Below are 17,430 nucleotides of genomic sequence, written 5' to 3' on the forward strand. Positions count from 1 at the left end.
ACGGCCAAAACGACAGAGCCCCGGCCTGGGCCGGGGCTCTGCGTGATGCTGTCGGAAGCGGCAGGGCCTAGAACTCGTCCCATCCCCCGGCAGCCGCCTTGCGGGCGGGCGCGGCGGCGGGCTTGGCGGCCGGCGCCCGGGCCGGTTTGGCGGCGGGCCTGGACGCGAAGGCCTCGGCCGCCATCTGGCGCAGGCGCGCCGGCTCGCTGGCGACGGGCCGCGACGGCGCCCGGTAGGCCGCGTCGCGGGTGCGGAACGTCGCCACGACCTCGTTCAGCCGCTCGATCTGGGACGACAGGGACGCCGCCGAGGCGGCGCTCTCCTCGGCCAGCGCGGCGTTCTGCTGGGTCATCTGGTCCATCTGGGCCACGGCTTGGCTCATCTCGTCGATGCCGTTGGCCTGCTCGGCCGTGGCGCTCGAGATGTCGCCCACCGTGCTGGCCACCTTCTGCGAGGCGCCCACGATCTTCTCCAGCGCGTCGCCGGCCGAGCGCACGAGCTTCACGCCCTGCGCCACCTCCTGCCCCGAGGCCTGGATCAGCCCGGTGATGTCCTTGGCGGCCTCGCCCGAGCGCTGCGCCAGCGTGCGCACCTCGGAGGCCACCACCGCGAAGCCCTTGCCGGCTTCGCCCGCCCGGGCCGCCTCGACCGCGGCGTTCAGCGCCAGCAGGTTGGTCTGGAAGGCGATCTCGTCGATCACCGAGGTGATGTCCGAGATCTTCTGCGAGGCCTGCTCGATGCGCGCCATCGCCTCGACGGCCTGGCTGACGATCTGGCCGCCGGTCTCGGCGACCCGCATCGCCTCCTCGGCGAGTTCCACCGCCTGGCGCGACGACATGGCCGAGGCCTTCACCGAAGCGGCGAGCTCCTCCGTGGTGGCGGCCGTCTCCTCCAGCGAGGAGGCCTGCTCCTCCGTGCGCCGCGACAGGTCGTCGGCGCCGGAGTTGATCTCGCGCGCCGCGCTGCCGACGTCCACCGCCGTGGTCTGGATGGTGGCCACCGTCTCCGACAGGCGCTCGATGGTGGTGTTGATCGCGGCCTTGAGGTCGGCGAAGCGGCCCCGGTAGGCGGTGGCGATCGTCTGGGTCAGGTCGCCCTGGGCGACGCGCTCCAGCACGGCGGCGAACTCGGTGGTGGCGCTGTCCACCGCCGCGTTGATCTCGTTGATGCCGCGCGCCAGCTTCTGCATCTCGCCGTCGGCGCTCTCGATCGCGAGCCGCGCCGAGAAGTCCCCCGCCGCAGCCGCCGCGACCACCTGCCCGACGTCGTTCACCACGGCGATCATCGACTCCGCCCGCGCCGCCCGCTCCGCCGCCGCCGCGCGCTCCTGCTCCTCGAGCTCGCGCATTTTGGCNAGCCGCAGCCGCGCGCTCCTGGCTCTCCAGCGCCCTGACGCGCTGCGCATTCTGCTTGAAGACATCCACGGCCCTCGCCATGGCGCCGATTTCGTCCTCTCGATCGGTGAACTCGACTTGCGTGGCCAGGTCACCCTCGGCGATCGCGCCCATCGAGGTCGTCAGGCGCTGGAGAACGCCGGCCAGCCGGCGCATGCCCAGGATCATCACCGGAAGGAGCAGGGCGACCAGCGCGAAGCTCTCGCCGAGGAACGTCTGGGTGAACCGCGCCAAAGCCGCCATCGCGGGCCCCTGGTCGACGAGGCTGACCAGTTCGACGTTCTCGCCGCTCTGGTTGGGCAAGGGCGCCCGCGCGGCACGATAGCTGCGGCCTGCCAGCTCGACGGCCTCGTCACCGGATTGGCCGGAGGGCGGCAGCGCGGCGACCCCAGGAATGGTCGAGGCGTTGACCTTCCCGCTCCGGAGGAAGATCACCTCTGCGCCGGAAATCGTCTTGAGCTCCACAGCGGTTTCGGCCCGCAGGTAGGAACCGACCTTCACGGTGCCGATGAGGGCGCCGTCGAGGACGAGCGGCGTGACCGCGTCCATCGCAAGCTCGCCCGAGGTCGGCGAGACAGTGATGCCCTGGACCCGCTGGCCGCGGATAGCGTCCCTGACCAGCGGGGCCGTGGCCTTGTTGTCGCCGAAGACCGATGGATTGTGGCCGCGCATCAGGATCACGCCCCGGGCGTCCGTCACCTCCAGGCTGGAGACCGAGTGATCGGTCCGGCGCATCTCCTCATAAAGCTTCATGAGAACGGCCCGCAGTTCCGCGGCGTCCTTGCGGGCGACGGCTGCGAGGACCCCGGGATGGATCGCGACCAGGTCGGCGTTGCCGAGCATGCGACGCTGGAGGCTGTCCAGGTCCCGCAAGGCGCGGTCCTTCGCCTGGACGGTGTCGGAGCGGAGCGACGCGATCGAGTCGTTCCGCATCGAGACATACGCAAGCCCGATCATGGCCGCACTGACGATTAGGCAGGCCGCCACGATGGCCGCAGTGAGTTTGAGGCTGAGGGATCGGCGAATGTGCGGAATCATGGAAATGGTCCCGGGGGATGGCGAACAATCAGGTTGTGCCTGAAAAACGTGCAACCAAATGTCTATGAATTGATTAATTACGGTTGTCGAAAAACTTTAATTCAACAATGAGTAGGGCTACGAGCGCCGAAATGTCCTCATTTGGCTGGGCGGCGCTGAAAGGGATCAGGCCACGCCCATCCCAACCTGTGGGTCCACGGCGCCGGAGCGTGGAGCCCGAAACGAGCGCCAACAGCGTCGCACTCGTCGATTTGGCTCCTTGCCATGACGGCCAAAACGACAGAGCCCCGGCCTGGGNCGCCGCCGCCGCGCGCTCCTGCTCCTCGAGCTCGCGCATTTTGGCGGCGTTGTCGCGGAACACGGCGAGCGCCCGCGCCATCACGCCGATCTCGTCCTGCCGCTCCACGTTGGGAATGACGGCCCGATAATCGCCCTTGGCGAGCTTCTCCATCGCCGCGGTGGTCTGCCTCAGGGGGCTGGTCAGGCTGCGCGACACGAAGCGCCAGGCGCCGAACCCGCTGAGGGCGAGCACGACGAACAGAGCCGGGGGCAGCGCGCTGCTGATCAGAGACGCGGCCTGATGGGCCTGCTCCTGGTAGGCATGGCTCGCCTGCTCGTTGCTGGCCGAGAAGCCGCTCAGGAGGTCGTTGAGGGCCTGCCGGTTCTTCCGGTTCTGGTCGTTGTTGCCCTGGGCGTCGGCCGCTGCGGTCGAAACCTCTCGGGCCAGCCGGATGGTTTCCTGGCGGAACTTGATGAAATCCGACACCGCGGACGAGAGCTTCTCGAAACGCTCGCGTTCAGCCGCAGGGATCTTCTCGCCCATTTCGGCCGTCATGCGGGCGAGCTCCTTGAAGCGCGCCTCGTTCGGCTTGGCGAACTTCTCAGCTTCCTCGCGCGACTTGGCCATGTAGATGCCGCGCGAGTCCATCACCACGGCCGTCACCACGTGGTTGATGCGCTCGGTCCGCAGGGAAAGGTCGGACTGCAGCTCCTGCTGCCTGTTGATCGCGTTGACGTGCCACAGCGCCCAAAGGCACAGGGCGCAGGCAAGGACGCCCGCGCCGGAGACGGCCAGCATCAGCCCCGAGATCTTCGCCTGGATCGACTTCACGTGTTCTAACCCTCCCAGAGATTCGCTGAAGCTTTGGCCAAACGTGTAAACGTCCGCTGAACGCATGCGAAATTCGTGCGAAGTGACGCGGGCATATCAGGCAACGGCGGGAGAATCTTGGGAACGTCAAGTAACCGGGGCGACTCAGCGGCGCCGCGGCGCGAGCGCCACGCCCTTCACCTGGGCGAAGACCTCCTTGCCCGGGGCCAGCGCAAGCTGGTCCCATGACCGCCGCGTCACCCGCGCGAGGACGCGCGCGCCCTCCCCCGCCGCGCCCAGGGAAACCACCACTACAAGCTCCTGCTCGTTCAGCGGCGAAGCCTCCCGAATGCAGGCGGGCAGCACGTTGCTGATCGTGCTGCCCTCGGGCCGGCGCAGGGCGAGGCTGACGTCTGCCGCCTGCACGGTGAGGCGCCGGCGCTCGCCGGCGGGGGTGGGCGCGGACGGGACGGTGAAGCGGCCGCCCGGGACGTCGAGCGCCAGCAGCCCGTAATGCGGGTCGTAGTCGCCCGTCACGGCCTCCAGGCTCACCGCGGCGTCGCGCCGGGCAGCGAGCGGAAGGGACGGATCGCCCTGCAGCGCCGCGAGCGGACCCGACGCGGTTACGAGCCCCGCCTCCATCAGCACGAGGTGGTCGGCGAGGCGCTCCACCTCGGCCATGTCGTGGGTGACGTAGAGGATCGGCAGCGCCAGTCCGGCGTGCAGCCGCTCCAGGAAGGGCAGGATCTCGTCCTTGGTCCGGCGGTCGAGGGCTGACAGCGGCTCGTCCATGAGCAGAAGAGACGGCTGCGACAGCAGCGCCCGCCCGATGGCGACCCGCTGGCGCTCGCCGCCCGACAGCGCCGCGGGCGTACGGTCCAGCAGCGGCCCGAGCCCGAGCAGGCCCGCGACCTCGTCCAGCCCCAGCGCCATCGCGGCCCCGCCCTTGCGCGCGCGGACCTCGCCGAAAAGCAGGTTCCCCTTCACCGAGAGGTGCGGGAACAGGCTGGTCTCCTGGAACACGTAGCCGACCGGGCGCCGGTGCGGGGGGACGAACGCCCGATCGTCCTGCCACACGGCGCCGGCCACGCTGATCCGGCCGCGGTCGATGCGCTGGAGTCCGGCGATGCAGCGCAGCACGGTGGTCTTGCCGCAACCCGACGGCCCGAAGATCGCCGTCACGCCGGAGGCCGGCGCCTCGAAGGCGGCGTCCAGGGCGAAGCGGCCCAGGCGGCCCGCAAGCGCGCAGCGGATGGGCTCGCGCGCCGCGTTCATGCCCGCGCGGCCCGGGAGCGGCGCTCCAGCAGCGTCATGAGCAGGATCACGGCGAACGAAAAGGCCGCCATGCCGGCCGCGACCGCATGCGCCCGGCCCCACTGCATGGTCTCGACATAGTCGAAGATGGCGACAGACAGCACCTTGGTGCTGCCCGGCAGGTTGCCGCCGATCATCAGCACCACGCCGAACTCGCCCACCGTATGGGCGAAGCCCAGCACAGCCCCGGTGAGCAACCCGGGCCGGGCCAGCGGAAGGGCGACGGAGAAGAACGCGTCCAGCGGAGAGGCCCGCAGGGTGGCCGCCGCTTCCAGCGGGCGTTCCCCGAAGGCCTCGAAGGCGTTGCGGATGGGCTGCACCACGAAGGGCATCGAATACAGCACGGAGCCGATCACCAGCCCGCCGAAGGTGAAGGCCAGCGTCCGGGCGCCCCACAGGCCGGCGATCCAGCCGCCTGGGCCGTCAGGGCCCAGCAGCACGAGGAGATAGAAGCCGAGCACCGTGGGCGGCAGCACCAGCGGAAGGGCCACCACGGCGGCCACGGCCTCCTTCCACGGCGCCCGCGACCGGGCCAGCCACCACGCCAGCGGCGTTCCCATGAGGAGCAGCAGCAGCGTGGTGACGGCGGCCAACTCCAGGGTGAGCAGGATCGGCGGCCCGATCTCGGCGGCGAAGCCCGTCACGGCGCCGGGACCTCGTAGCCATAGCGCTCGATGATGGCCCGCGCCTCCGGGCCTTGGAGGAAAGCGAGGAAGGTCCGCGCGGCCTCGTTGTCCTTGGCGCGCTCCAGCAGCACGGCGTCCTGCCGGATGGGCCGGTACAGCGCCTGCGGCACGAGCCAGCGCGAGCCGTCGGAGCGTCCGACGACCTGGGACAGCGCCACGAAACCGAGCTCGGCGTTGCCGGTGTCCACGAACTGGAACGCCTGGGCGATGCTGGCGCCCTGCACGATCCGCCCTTGCAGGCGGTCCTTGACCCCGAGCGCCTGCAGCGTCTCCAGGGCGGCCGCCCCGTAGGGCGCAGCGGCCGGGTTGGCGATGGCGAGCTTGCCGAAGGCGCCCGCCTTCAGCGTCTCTTCGCCCTTCACAGCCCCCGCGTCCCGGCTCCACAGCACGAGCTTGCCGACCGCGTACGTGAAGCGGCTGTCAGGCGTGGCGAGCTTGCCGGCGACCGCCTTGGCGGGGCGCTCCTCGTCGGCCGACAGGAACACGTCGAATGGCGCGCCCTGGGAGATCTGGGCCAGCAACTGGGCGGACGATCCGAAGCTGAGCGTGGCGTCATGGCCTGTCCGCGCCTTAAGGGCGGCTGCGATCTCCTTCGCGGGCTCCGTGAAGTTCGCCGCCACGGCGACCGTAGCCTGCGCCGCAGCTCCCGGCGTCGCGGCCGCCAGGCAGCTCAAGGCGAGAAGGACTGCGCGCAAAAGCGCGGACGGGATCATGGGTGGTCTCCGAGGGTCAGTCGACGCCGCTAAAGCTTTATAGCCGCGATCTTGCCGCGCATTACAGAGGCTCCGCCAGAACCAGCATTACCGCTGCGGTCTTGGCCCCGAATTGACCCAGCACAACGCTTCGCGCGCGCTTCCATGCGAAGCCTTCGCAGCGCCAATCCCCCGGCGCCCAGAGGTCCTCATGGCGCCTAAATACCGGACAGGTCCATTCTTCGCCGTCCTGGCGATCATGCTCGCGGCCGCCGGCTATTATGCCTGGACGCGGCTGAACGCGCGGGCCCTGCCTGAGGGGCTGGCCTCCGGAAACGGCCGCATCGAGGCCGTCGAGATCGACATCGCGGCCAAGATGCCGGGGCGCATCAGAGAGATCCTGGCCGATGAGGGCGCCGTGGTGTCCGCCGGCCAGGTCCTGGCTCGCATGGACACCACCCAGCTCGAGGCGCAGCAGCGGCAGGCAGAGGCCCAGCTCACACGGGCCAGGATCGCCGTCGAGACCGCGGGGAGCCTCGTCGCCCAGCGCGAGGCCGAGCGGAACGCTGCGGAGGCGGTGATCGCCCAGCGCGAAGCGCAGTTCGACGCCGCGCAGAAGAAGCTGGCGCGCTCCGAGCAGCTCAAGCTGAGCAACAACGTTTCCGACCAGGTGCTGGACGACGACCGCGCGGCCGCCCGCGGAGCCAAGGCCGCCCTGAGCGCCGCCCAGGCCCAGCTCGCCGCGTCCGAGGCCGCCATCGGGGCCGCCCGCGCCACCGTCGTGGACGCCCAAGCCGCCGTGGAGGCAGCCAAGGCCGCAGTGCAGACGATCGCGGCCGATCTAGAGGACAGCGTGCTGCGCGCGCCCCGCGACGGCCGCGTCCAGTACCGGGTGGCCCAGCCGGGCGAGGTGCTCTCCAGCGGCGGCCGCGTCCTCAACATGGTGGACCTCACAGACGTCTACATGACGTTCTTCCTGCCCACCTCCCAGGCCGGCCGGGTGGCGATCGGCACGGACGTCCGGCTCGTGCTGGACGCCGCGCCCGCCTACGTCATCCCGGCTACGGTCACCTTCGTGTCCGACGTGGCCCAGTTCACGCCCAAGAGCGTGGAGACGGAGGAGGAGCGCCTCAAGCTGATGTTCCGGGTGAAGGCGCGGATCCCGCCGGACCTCCTGCGCAAGCACATTAGCCAGGTGAAGACCGGCTTGCCCGGCGTCGCCTATGTGCGCCTCGACCCGAAGGCGCCCTGGCCCACAAGCCTGCCCGGGAAACTGGTTCAATGACGCCCGCCCCCGCAGCCCAGGCGTCGTCGCCCGTGGCGCGGGTCGCGGGCCTGAGCCAGACCTACGGCGCCGTGCGCGCCCTCGACGCCATCACGCTGGAGATTCCCTCCGGCTGCATGGTGGGCCTGATCGGCCCGGACGGCGTCGGCAAGTCCAGCCTGCTTTCGCTTCTGGCTGGCGCCCGCGCTATCCAGAACGGAAAAGTGGAGGTGCTCGGCGGCGACATGGCCAGCGCACGGCATCGTGACATGGCCTGTCCACGGATCGCCTACATGCCCCAGGGGCTCGGCCGGAACCTGTACCCGACGCTCTCGGTCTTCGAGAACGTCGACTTCTTCGGCCGGCTGTTCGGCTACGCCGGGGCGGAGCGCCGCGAACGCGTGATGCGCCTGCTGCGCGGCACCGGCCTCTCGCCTTTCGCGGAGCGCCCCGCCGGCAAGCTCTCCGGCGGCATGAAGCAGAAGCTCGGCCTCTGCTGCGCTTTGATCCACGACCCCGACCTCCTGATCCTCGACGAGCCCACCACCGGCGTTGACCCGCTGTCCCGGCGGCAGTTCTGGCGCCTGATCGACGGCATTCGCGAGAGCCGCCCGGGAATGAGCGTGATCGTCTCCACCGCCTACCTCGAGGAGGCGGCGCGTTTCGACTGGCTGGTCGCCATGGACGCCGGGCGCGTGCTCGCCGAGGGAACGCCGGGCCAGTTGCTGGACCGGACCGGGACAGCGAGCCTCGACGCCGCCTTCATCGCGCTCCTGCCCGAGGGCCGCCGCGCCGGTCACCACGCCGTGACGATCCCGCCGCGGCCGGAGGATGGGCGCGAGCCGGCCATAGAGGCCGACCATCTCACTGTCCGTTTCGGCGACTTCACCGCCGTGGACGACGTGAGCTTCCGCATCCGCAAGGGAGAGATCTTCGGCTTCTTGGGCTCCAACGGGTGCGGCAAGACCACGACCATGAAGGTCCTCACCGGCCTGCTGCCGGCGACGGAGGGCGAGGCGCGGCTGTTCGGCCAGCCCGTCGAAGCCACCGATCTCCGCGTCCGCAGCCGGGTCGGCTACATGTCCCAGGCCTTCTCGCTCTATGGCGAGCTCACGGTGCGGCAAAACCTTGAGCTTCACGCCCGGCTGTTCGCGCTGCCCGAGGGATCCCTGCCGGAACGCGTTCGCGAGATGGCGGAGCGGTTCGGCCTCGTCGATGTGATCGACGCCCTGCCGGACGCCCTGCCGCTCGGCATGCGCCAGCGCCTCTCGCTGGCGGTCGCGATGATCCACGCTCCCGAGGTGCTGATCCTCGACGAGCCGACCTCCGGCGTGGATCCAGTCGCTCGCGACGCCTTCTGGCAGATCCTGGCCGAGCTGTCCCGCCGGGACGGCGTCACCATCTTCGTCTCGACCCATTTCATGAACGAGGCCGAGCTGTGCGACCGCATCTCGCTGATGCACGCCGGCAAGGTCCTCGTCAGCGACGCGCCGCAGGCGATCCGCCGGTCCATGGGCGCCGCGACCTTGGAGGAGGCCTTCGTGGCCTGCCTGGAGAAGGCGGCGGCCGCTGAGGGCGAAACCGCCACCGAGGCGCCCTCCCCGCCCGCGCCCGTCGGGAGCGAGGAGCCGCTGCGGCGCGGCTTCGACCTGCGCCGCATGCTGGCCTACACGCGGCGCGAAGGCCTGGAGTTGCGGCGAGACCCGATCCGCGCTGCTCTCGCCGTGCTCGGCAGCGTCATCCTGATGATCGTGGTCGGCTACGGCATCAACATGGACGTCGACAATCTCACCTTCGCGGTGCTGGACCGGGACGACAGCGCCCTCAGCCGCGAATACGCGCTCCAGATCGCCGGCTCGCGCTACTTCACCGAGAAGCGGCCCATCACCGACTATGGCGACCTCGACCGGCGCATGCGCACCGGCGACATCAGCCTGGCCATCGAGATCCCGCCCGGCTTCGGCCGTGACGTGGCGCGCGGCCGCAACGTGGAGATCGGGGCGTGGATCGATGGCGCCATGCCGGCCCGCGGCGAGACCGTGCGCGGCTACGTGGAGGGCGTGCACGCGACCTGGCTCGCCCAGAAGGCGCGCGAGATCTACGGCAAGGCCGCGGACGCGCCCCTCTTCCGGCTGGAGCTGCGCTACCGCTACAACCCCAACGTCGAGAGCCTGGTCGCGATGGCGCCGGCGACCATCCCGCTGCTGCTGATGCTCATCCCCGCCATGCTCACGGCGCTCAGCGTGGTCAGGGAGAAGGAGCTCGGCTCCATCATCAACTTCTACGTCACCCCGGTGACGCGCCTCGAATTCCTGGTGGGCAAGCAACTGCCCTACGTGGCGGTCGCCATGCTCAACTTCCTGATGCTGACCGCGGTGGCGCTTGTCCTGTTCCGGACGCCCTTCACGGGCAGCTTCCCGGCCTTCGCCTCGGCGGCGCTTCTTTACGTCATCGCATCCACCGCCATGGGGCTGGTGATCTCCAGCTTCATGCGCAGCCAGGCGGCGGCGATCTTCGGCACGGCCCTGCTGACGCTCATCCCGGCTTCCCAGTTCTCGGGGATGATCGACCCGGTCTCATCCCTGCAGGGCGTGGGCGCCTTCATCGGGCGCATCTACCCCACGACCTATTTCATGACCATCTCGCGCGGGACATTCTCCAAGGCCCTGGGCTTCGCCGACCTCGGCGGCGCCTTCCTGCCGCTCCTGCTCGCCATCCCGGTGCTGCTGGGCCTCGGCGCCGTCCTCTTGCCCAAGCAGGCGCGCTGACCATGCGGGCCGCCAATATCCTGCGCCTCGGCGTCAAGGAACTGCGCGGGCTCGGCCGCGACCGCATGCTGCTGGCCCTGATCGTCTACGCTTTCACCCTCGCGATCTACGCGGAGTCCCGCGCCATGCCGGAGGTGCTGAACAAGGCGCCCATCGCGATCGTGGACGAGGACCAGTCCCCCGCCTCTAGCCGCATCGTCGCCGCTTTCGGGCCGCCCTACTTCCTGCCGCCGCGCCTGATCACCCACGAGGAGATGGACCGGCGCATGGACCAGGGCCTGGACACCTTCGCGCTCGACATCCCGCCCAATTTCCAGCGCGACGTCCTGGCCAGGCGCTCGCCCACCGTCCAGCTCAACATCGACGCGACGCGGATGACCCAGGCTTTCAACGGCGGCGCCTACGTCCAGTCCATCGTGGCCGGGGAAGTGGCCGAGTTCCGCCAGCGGCGCCGCCAGGCGCAGATCAATCCCGTGGAGCTCACGATCCGCGCCCGCTTCAATCAGGAGCTCAGCCCATCCTGGTTCGGCGCGATCACGCACGTGATCTCGTCCATCACGATGCTGTCGATCATCCTGACCGGCGCCGCCCTGATCCGGGAGCGCGAGCACGGCACCATCGAGCACCTGCTGGTGATGCCGGTGACGCCCTTCGAGATCATGGTGAGCAAGATCTGGTCGATGGGCCTCGTGGTCCTGGTCGCCTCCGCGTTGTCGCTGGTTTTCGTCGTGCAGGGCGTGCTCGCGGTGCCGCTCCAGGGCTCCATTCCGCTGTTCCTGGTCGGAGCCGCCCTGCAACTGTTCGCCACCACCAGCATGGGCGTCTTCCTCGCCACGGTGGCGGGCTCCATGCCCCAGTTCGGGCTGCTGCTCATCATGGTGCTGCTGCCGTTGCAGGTGCTCTCCGGCGCCATGACGCCGCTGGAGAGCCTGCCGGGGCCCATCTACGCCGTGATGTCCATCGCGCCCAACACCCACTTCGTGTCGCTCGCCCAGGCCGTCCTGTTCCGCGGCGCGGGACTGGACGTGGTCTGGCCGCAACTTGTCGCGCTCGCGGCGATCGGCTGCGTGCTGTTCGCCTTCTCGCTGGCCAAGTTCAAGCGGTTCCTCACCTGAGCCGCGGTCGCTCCGCGCCTGCGCGCCGAGATCTGGGAGGCTCAGGCCAAGTGGACGCCGTCGTCCTCGGCGTCCAGCTCAGGCAGCGCCTCGCGCGCCCATTGGAGTCGCTGGGACACGCTCATCGTCGCCCACAGGTCTTGCGCGACGGCGACGCCCCAGTTCTGCGCGAGCGCGTCCCGAAGAACATCCAGCACTACTCTCGCGTGCGCTTCGGCGAGCGCCAGGTCATGATTCAACAGGCACATACCCCACCCCGACGGGCATGAAACATCCCGAACGGCCCCAACGGCCTGCAAGTAGAAGCTGCAAAAAAAGAACGTAACGTCATAAGTGCACGCGATCCGGCTGCTTGCCCCAACAGGGGATCGCGAGCGTTCGCGTGCGAGCCATTATCTAGAACGACGTGAGGCGAAGGTCAAAAACAATTTAATAATGAATAATTAAGGCCTACCACTGGGTTTGCAGATTCGTTTGTAGAATTGGCGCACTGGGACGGCTCTCCCGTGCGCCGCGCTGATCGGTGCAGCCCGCGGGTGGCGTGGCGACATCCGCCGAACGGCGGCGCCGTAACCGGCGCAAAGCGGACGCAAACTCGTGCCAGAGTTCCGCGTCGTGGCTCCTGGCGCAGTCGAGGCGCCCCATGTTCAGAAACCGGATCGACGCCGGGCGACGGCTCGCGGCCGCCCTGGCCGACTACAAAGCCAAGCAGCCGCTGGTCTTCGGCCTCGCGCGTGGCGGCGTGCCTGTGGCGGCCGAGGTCGCCAAGGCCCTCGACGCCCCATTGCGCGCCGTTCTGGTGCGCAAGATCGGCGCCCCGGGCCAGCCCGAACTGGCCGTTGGCGCCGTCGCGGACGGCGACCCTCCCGCCACGGTCTGGAACGATGACCTCGTCGCCGCCTTTGACCTGGACGCGGGCGCCCGGGCGTCGCTCGTCCGCGACCAGATGCGCGTCATCGAGGAGCGCAGGGCGCGCTTCGGCATGGGCGCCTCGCCCGCGCCGGTCCAGGGCCGCGCCGTGATCGTCGTGGACGACGGCCTGGCCACCGGGGCCACCGCGAAGGCCGCCCTGCGCGCCATGCGGGCGCGAGGCCCAAGCGAACTCATCCTCGCCGTGCCGGTCGCCCCGCCCGAAACGCTGGACGGGATGCAAGGCGAAGCCGACAAGGTGATCTGCCTGGAGACGCCGGCCTTTTTCATGGGTGTCGGCAATTTCTACGAAAATTTTCGGCAAACCTCCGACGACGAAGTCGCCGCCCTGCTTGGGAACAGCGCCCAGCCGAGCGCCGGCGAACACGGCTAGCGCGGCCCGCCGCCTGTTCGATTTTCCGGGCGGAGCACCACCCCCTCGTCGCCCGCGAGCGTGAACACCCCGTCGATCCAGCCCTTGTCCCGCGCCGGATCCGTCGAGAGCGCGACGCGCCAGGCGCCCTCCCCCGCGAAGCCGCCCTCCTTGGGCGTCTCGTCCATGTTCAGCGCCACCCGGATGCGCCGTTCCGCGTTGCAACGTTCATAGATCAGCACGTTGTCCGCCGCCGATATGCCTCGCCAGTCGCCATCGACCAGGGCCGCCTCTCGTCGGCGCAGCGCGAGCAGCGCGCGCGTCAGCGACAGCATGGAGCCGGGATCCTCCTGCTGGGCGCGCACCGATGCTCCCGCCCGGGGCTCAACCGGCAACCAGGGCTCTCCCGCCGTGAAGCCTGCTCCGGGACCGTCGTCCCACAGCATCGGCGATCGCTGCTGGTCACGGCAGCGCCCCGGCCCCGTAAAGCGATCCCGGACCCGGTGGGGCGGGATTTCCGCGTTGCGGAGCCCCAGTTCGTCGCCCTGGTAGAGCGTCGGCGCGCCCCGAAGGGTGAGCAGCAGCATGGCGGCGACCCGGGCCTGGCCGGGGCCGAGCCGGGAGGCGACGCGCGGCTGGTCGTGGTTGCCGAGAACCCAGGTGGGCCAGGCGCCCCCCGGCAGGCCTGCCTCGTAGCGGTTCACCAGGTCGAGCACGCCCTGCGCGCACCAGCGCAGCCACAGCAGGTTCATGTTGAAGGGCAACTGCACGCCCCCGAGCGCCGGCCCGTAATACGAGACGAGGGTCTCCACGGGATCGTACAACTCGCCGATCAGCACCCGCTCGCCCGGATACCGCGCCAGCACGGCCCGCATGGCGGCGACGATCTCCAAGATCTCCGGCTGGTTGGCGCTACGGATCGGCAGAAGCCGCATGAAGTCGGGATCCCCCGGCTGGTAGCGCGGATTTGGCGGATCGTCCCGGAAGTCGGCGTCCTTCAGGAGCGCGCCGAGCACGTCGACCCGGAAGCCGTGGACGCCCCGGTCGAGCCAGAAGCGGAGGACCTGCAGCATGGCCTCCCTCACGGCCGGATTGCGCCAGTTCAGGTCCGGCTGCTCCGGCAGAAAGGAATGGAGGTAGTACTGGCCCGTCCGCTCGTCGAAGGTCCAGGCCGAGCCGCCCGCCTGGCTCAGCCAGTTGTTGGGCGGCCCGCCGTCGGGCGCCGGTTCCCGCCACAAGTACCAGTCGCGCCGCTCCGCGCTTCGCGACGCGCGCGCCTCCCGGAACCAGGGATGCTCGACCGAGGTGTGATTGGGCACATAGTCCAAGACCAGGCGCATGCCACGCCGATCGAGCGCCTCCAGCAGGCGGTCGACGTCCGCGAGCGCGCCGTAGGTCGGATCGACCCCGCAGTGGTCGGCCACGTCATAGCCGAAATCCGCCATGGGGGATGGGTAGAACGGCGTCACCCAGACGGCGTCGACCCCTAGCTCCGCGAGGTAGTCCACCCGGCGCAGCACGCCGGGGAGGTCGCCGATCCCATCCCCATCGCTGTCCTGGAACGAGCGCAGGTAGAGTTCGTAGAACACGGCGCGGCGCCACCATGGCTGCCCGCCCCCGCTCATGCGGACGGGAGCCATGGCGAGCGGAAGCCGAGCCTCGCGAGGCCGTCGCGAATTTCAGGGCAGCTCATGCCCAGCCTCCACAGAAGCCCGCTGCGGTGGTTCTCGATCATGACCACAATCGGCCCCTGGTCGATGGCGAGCGTCGCGGGCGCGTACCAGTCGCGGCTTTCGCAGAACGCGTCACGGAGCCCCAGCGGAGTCCAAAGCCGCTCCCGCAGGCGGCCCATGAAGGTGCGCAGCGCCTGCATGGAATAGGCAGGCGTGTAGGGGAAGGAGGACAGCGCCGCCGTGGGCGCGATCACCCCGACGTCGTTGTCCGGCGCGTGCTGGTGATAGCCGCGGTCATCGTCGCTGGCCGTCAGCCCCCAGCAGTCGGCGCCATAGCCGGCGTAGCCGCCCGGATTGCGGATGGCGTGTTCTCGATGGATCAGCGTATGAGCCAGGTTCTGCCGCCAGTAGTCGGCGTAGCGGTCATGGAGCCCGCGCGGATCGACCGCCAGGAACGAGTAATGCGCGAAGCACAGGGAGCCGCCCCAGTCCGGCCCGAGCGGAAGCTCCACGCCGTAGAACCTGCGCCCATTGCGGAAGGCGGGTCCCTCGGCCCAACCCTGGTGATAGGTGTCTGCGCTGATGGAATGCGTCGGCGAACCCGCCGCGAGCACATAGGTGATCAGGCACTCGTTCCAGCCGCGTATGGGAAAGTTCATCGCCCAGTCGTTGTTGGGACTCCAGTGCCAGTAGAGCGCCGGGCGACCGCCCCGCGTGTGCCAATCCCACTCGACCGCGCGCCAGAGCGCGTCGATGCGTGGGATGAAGGCGTCGGCGGGCTCCGCCAAGCGCAGCCATTCCCGCACGCACAGGAGCCCGGCCATCAGGAACGAGGTCTCGACCAGGTCGCCGCCATCGTCCGTCGGCGCGAAGGGGATCACCCGGCCTGTGCGGCCATGGAGGAAATGCGGGAACACGCCGTGGAAGCGGTCGGCGCCCTCCAGGAAATCCAGCACCGTACGCAGCCGTTGGCGGAAGTCGCCCGGCTCGACCCAGCCCCGCGCCACGCCGGCCAACAGGGCCATCAGGCCGAACCCGGAACCGCCCACAGCCACCGCGTCCGGGCCGTACGGCCCCGGCACGCTCCGGTCGAGCGCGAGGCCGCAATGCGGGTGGGCTCCTTCCCAGAAGTAGCGGAGCGTCTGCCGCTGGACGGCGTCCAGGAGGTCGGTGTCCTTCATCGCCGCGATCCGCCCCGCATCTTGACGGGCGCCGCCGCGTGGACGCTCGGCATCGGCCAGTGTGAGGCGGATTGGGAGCGCTGCCGTCCTTCGCCGTTGGTGCGGCGCAGGCGCGCCATGGTCTTCCAGAACCCGTCGCGCTCGTCGAAGCGGCTGGTGCCGATGACCGCGGCGTTGGGCAACTCGCGCCCGAGCATCGCCAGCATGCTGCGCCGCCGGCCCTCGTCGCAGCCGCTCAGCGTCTCGTCCATCACGATCCACCGGGGCCGCGCCAGGAGCGCGCGAGCGAGCGCCAAGGCCTGCTGCTCCTCCGGCGCGAGCTCGATGTCCCACCGCGCCGCCCGGTCGAGGTCCTCCGCCAGGTGCGACAGGTCGACCCGCGCCAGGGCGGAGCGGATCTCGCTATCCGTCACCGGCGCGCCGCCGTCGGGGTACAGCAAGGCCTGCCGCAACGCGCCGGTCGGAAAGAATGGATGCTGCGGCAGGAACACGACCGGCGAGCCGGGGGGCAGGAGGATGCGCCCCTCCCCGGCAGTCCACAGCCCGGCGAGCGCCAGGAACACTGTGCTCTTGCCCGACCCCGCCTCGCCGGCGATGAGCAGGTGGTCGCCCGGCCGGACCACCAATGGCGTGCCCTCGAGGGTCGCGGTTCCCGTGGGCAGCCGTACGCGCAACTCCTCGATGCGCAGCTCGTCGGCCGCGCCCTCGACCACCTCGATCCGCCCCGCCGTGGCCTCCTGCTCCAGGCGCACAAGCGCCTCCTGGATGGCGTAGACCCGGTCGAGCGTCGCGCGCGCGTCCGCGATCCGGGCGAAGTTGTCGACGTACCAGCGCAAGGCCTGTTGCACCTGGTTGAAGGCCCCGATCACCATCATGAGGCCGCCCAGCGTCAGCGGGCCGAAAAAATAGGCCGGCGCCGCCGCCAGCACCGGGACGATCATCGCGCCCCATCCATAGGCCGAGGTGACCCAGGTGAGCTGGGCCAGGGCGTCAGCCAGGCTCCGACCGACGCGCATGACGCCGTCCAGGGCGTCACCGGCCACGTGGCGGGCGTCGGTCTCGCCGCGGTAGAGCGCGATGCTCTGCGCGGTCTCGCCGATCTGCATCAGGGCGAAGCGCAGTTCGGCCTCGCGCTCGTAGCGTTCGGTGTTCAGGCGGATCAGAGGGCGGCCCACCACCCAGGTGAGCGAAGAGCCGAGCGCCGAGTAGGCGAGCGCGCACCAGACCATGTAGCCGGGGATCGCCCACGTGCGGCCCGCAAGCGTGATCTCCATGCTCGACGACAGCGCCCACAGCACCCCGATGAAGCTCGCCAGCAGCAGCGTCGATTGCACCAGGCCGACGCTCAGATCGGCTCCCAGTTCCGCCAGATGCCGAGCGTCCTCATGGACGCGCTGGTCCGGGTGTTCGCCGATTTCGCCCGCGAAGCGCAGCAGGTAGGCCCGCCGCGGCTGCAGCCAGCGGCCGAGGAGGCCACGGGTGAGAAGCTCGCGCAGCCGCAGCTTGAGCAACTCGAGCATCCAGGTCTGGGCCACCACGAGCACCAGCAGGCCGGCGATGATGGCCAGGAACCAGCCGGCCTCGCGGCCGAACGCAGCGAAGTCGCGCTGGCCGATCGCGTCGTAGAAGCGCCCCTGCCACCAGTTCAGCTGAATCTGCCCCAGCGCATTGCAACAGATCACCACGAGCAGCAGGACGGCGAGCAGCGTGGCGCTGCCCCGTCCGGGCGCCTTGCCGAATCCGGCCCACAGGGCCGCCGCCTCGGCCAGGGGCCCTCGGGAGGATGGCGCTGTCCTCGAGGTGGTGCTCATGAGGCGGCGCCAAGGTGCAAGCTGCAGTCCATGCTCTGCAATCCAGACGTGTAGTGTTTCCTATTGGACGCCTGCCGCGCATCGGGAATTCCACGCATCCCGCGCCGATAGGCGCTCGGCCC

The 17,430-nt window shown here is 69.9% G+C and carries 13 protein-coding genes and 1 pseudogene; 4 read left to right on the forward strand and 10 right to left on the reverse strand.

Annotated features, from left to right (window positions below; translation table 11 throughout):
• Nucleotides 1-67: 67 nt before the first annotated feature.
• The 6 genes and pseudogenes from SLNSH_RS15000 to modA form a co-directional block, all read right to left on the reverse strand.
• Nucleotides 68-1,348, reverse strand: coding sequence for a methyl-accepting chemotaxis protein (locus SLNSH_RS15000; protein ID WP_106337824.1), 1,281 nt, complete (start codon nucleotides 1,346-1,348; stop codon nucleotides 68-70).
• Between the two features lie 109 nt (nucleotides 1,349-1,457).
• Nucleotides 1,458-2,432 (reverse strand): annotated as a pseudogene (locus SLNSH_RS25725) (cache domain-containing protein); the annotation flags it as partial.
• A 73-nt stretch (nucleotides 2,433-2,505) separates the two neighbouring features.
• Nucleotides 2,506-3,609, reverse strand: coding sequence for a HAMP domain-containing protein (locus SLNSH_RS15015; protein WP_106337825.1), 1,104 nt, complete (start codon nucleotides 3,607-3,609; stop codon nucleotides 2,506-2,508).
• A gap of 78 nt (nucleotides 3,610-3,687) precedes the next feature.
• Nucleotides 3,688-4,797 carry a molybdenum ABC transporter ATP-binding protein gene (gene modC / locus SLNSH_RS15020; RefSeq protein WP_106337826.1) on the reverse strand — a complete coding sequence of 370 codons (1,110 nt, stop codon included), beginning with the start codon at nucleotides 4,795-4,797 and terminating at the stop codon, nucleotides 3,688-3,690.
• Entirely contained in the window at nucleotides 4,794-5,480 is a 687-nt protein-coding gene (modB, locus tag SLNSH_RS15025) for a molybdate ABC transporter permease subunit (protein WP_106337827.1), read from the reverse strand. Before modB ends, modC begins: the two co-directional genes overlap by 4 nt.
• Nucleotides 5,477-6,235 carry a molybdate ABC transporter substrate-binding protein gene (modA, locus tag SLNSH_RS15030; protein ID WP_106337828.1) on the reverse strand — a complete coding sequence of 253 codons (759 nt, stop codon included), beginning with the start codon at nucleotides 6,233-6,235 and terminating at the stop codon, nucleotides 5,477-5,479. Before modA ends, modB begins: the two co-directional genes overlap by 4 nt.
• Nucleotides 6,236-6,425: 190 nt before the next feature.
• Here modA and SLNSH_RS15035 point away from each other — a divergent pair, with 190 nt between their 5' ends.
• Genes SLNSH_RS15035 through SLNSH_RS15045 form a run of 3 tightly spaced genes read left to right on the forward strand, consistent with a single transcriptional unit; the run spans nucleotide 6,426 to nucleotide 11,361 of the window.
• Nucleotides 6,426-7,499, forward strand: coding sequence for an HlyD family secretion protein (locus SLNSH_RS15035; RefSeq protein ID WP_106337829.1), 1,074 nt, complete (start codon nucleotides 6,426-6,428; stop codon nucleotides 7,497-7,499).
• A complete protein-coding gene (gene rbbA, locus SLNSH_RS15040; protein ID WP_106337830.1) occupies nucleotides 7,496-10,246 on the forward strand; it encodes a ribosome-associated ATPase/putative transporter RbbA in 2,751 nt (916 codons plus the stop codon). The genes SLNSH_RS15035 and rbbA overlap by 4 nt, the downstream gene beginning before the upstream one ends.
• A 2-nt stretch (nucleotides 10,247-10,248) precedes the next feature.
• Complete coding sequence (locus SLNSH_RS15045) at nucleotides 10,249-11,361, forward strand: ABC transporter permease (protein WP_106337831.1); 1,113 nt, start codon at nucleotides 10,249-10,251, stop codon at nucleotides 11,359-11,361.
• A 41-nt stretch (nucleotides 11,362-11,402) separates the two neighbouring features.
• Here the strand turns inward: SLNSH_RS15045 and SLNSH_RS15050 are convergent, their stop codons facing one another.
• Entirely contained in the window at nucleotides 11,403-11,609 is a 207-nt protein-coding gene (locus tag SLNSH_RS15050; RefSeq protein WP_106337832.1) for a hypothetical protein, read from the reverse strand.
• A gap of 395 nt (nucleotides 11,610-12,004) precedes the next feature.
• Between SLNSH_RS15050 and SLNSH_RS15055 the strand changes: the two genes are divergently transcribed.
• Nucleotides 12,005-12,664, forward strand: coding sequence for a phosphoribosyltransferase (locus tag SLNSH_RS15055; protein WP_106337833.1), 660 nt, complete (start codon nucleotides 12,005-12,007; stop codon nucleotides 12,662-12,664).
• Here the strand turns inward: SLNSH_RS15055 and SLNSH_RS15060 are convergent.
• The 3 genes from SLNSH_RS15060 to SLNSH_RS15070 are packed head-to-tail and all read right to left on the reverse strand — an operon-like array spanning nucleotide 12,661 to nucleotide 17,308.
• Nucleotides 12,661-14,283 (reverse strand): alpha-amylase family glycosyl hydrolase, encoded by a 1,623-nt coding sequence (locus SLNSH_RS15060; RefSeq protein WP_245422361.1) that lies wholly within the window; start codon nucleotides 14,281-14,283, stop codon nucleotides 12,661-12,663. The two genes, SLNSH_RS15055 and SLNSH_RS15060, sit on opposite strands and share 4 nt — an antisense overlap.
• Nucleotides 14,265-15,497, reverse strand: coding sequence for a glucoamylase family protein (locus SLNSH_RS15065; protein WP_106337834.1), 1,233 nt, complete (start codon nucleotides 15,495-15,497; stop codon nucleotides 14,265-14,267). Before SLNSH_RS15065 ends, SLNSH_RS15060 begins: the two co-directional genes overlap by 19 nt.
• Nucleotides 15,494-17,308, reverse strand: a complete 1,815-nt coding sequence (locus tag SLNSH_RS15070) for an ABC transporter ATP-binding protein/permease (RefSeq protein ID WP_106337835.1) — start codon at nucleotides 17,306-17,308, stop codon at nucleotides 15,494-15,496. Before SLNSH_RS15070 ends, SLNSH_RS15065 begins: the two co-directional genes overlap by 4 nt.
• Nucleotides 17,309-17,430 lie beyond the last annotated feature (122 nt).

The organism is Alsobacter soli, assembly GCF_003004785.1.
GTDB lineage: Bacteria > Pseudomonadota > Alphaproteobacteria > Rhizobiales > Beijerinckiaceae > Alsobacter > Alsobacter soli.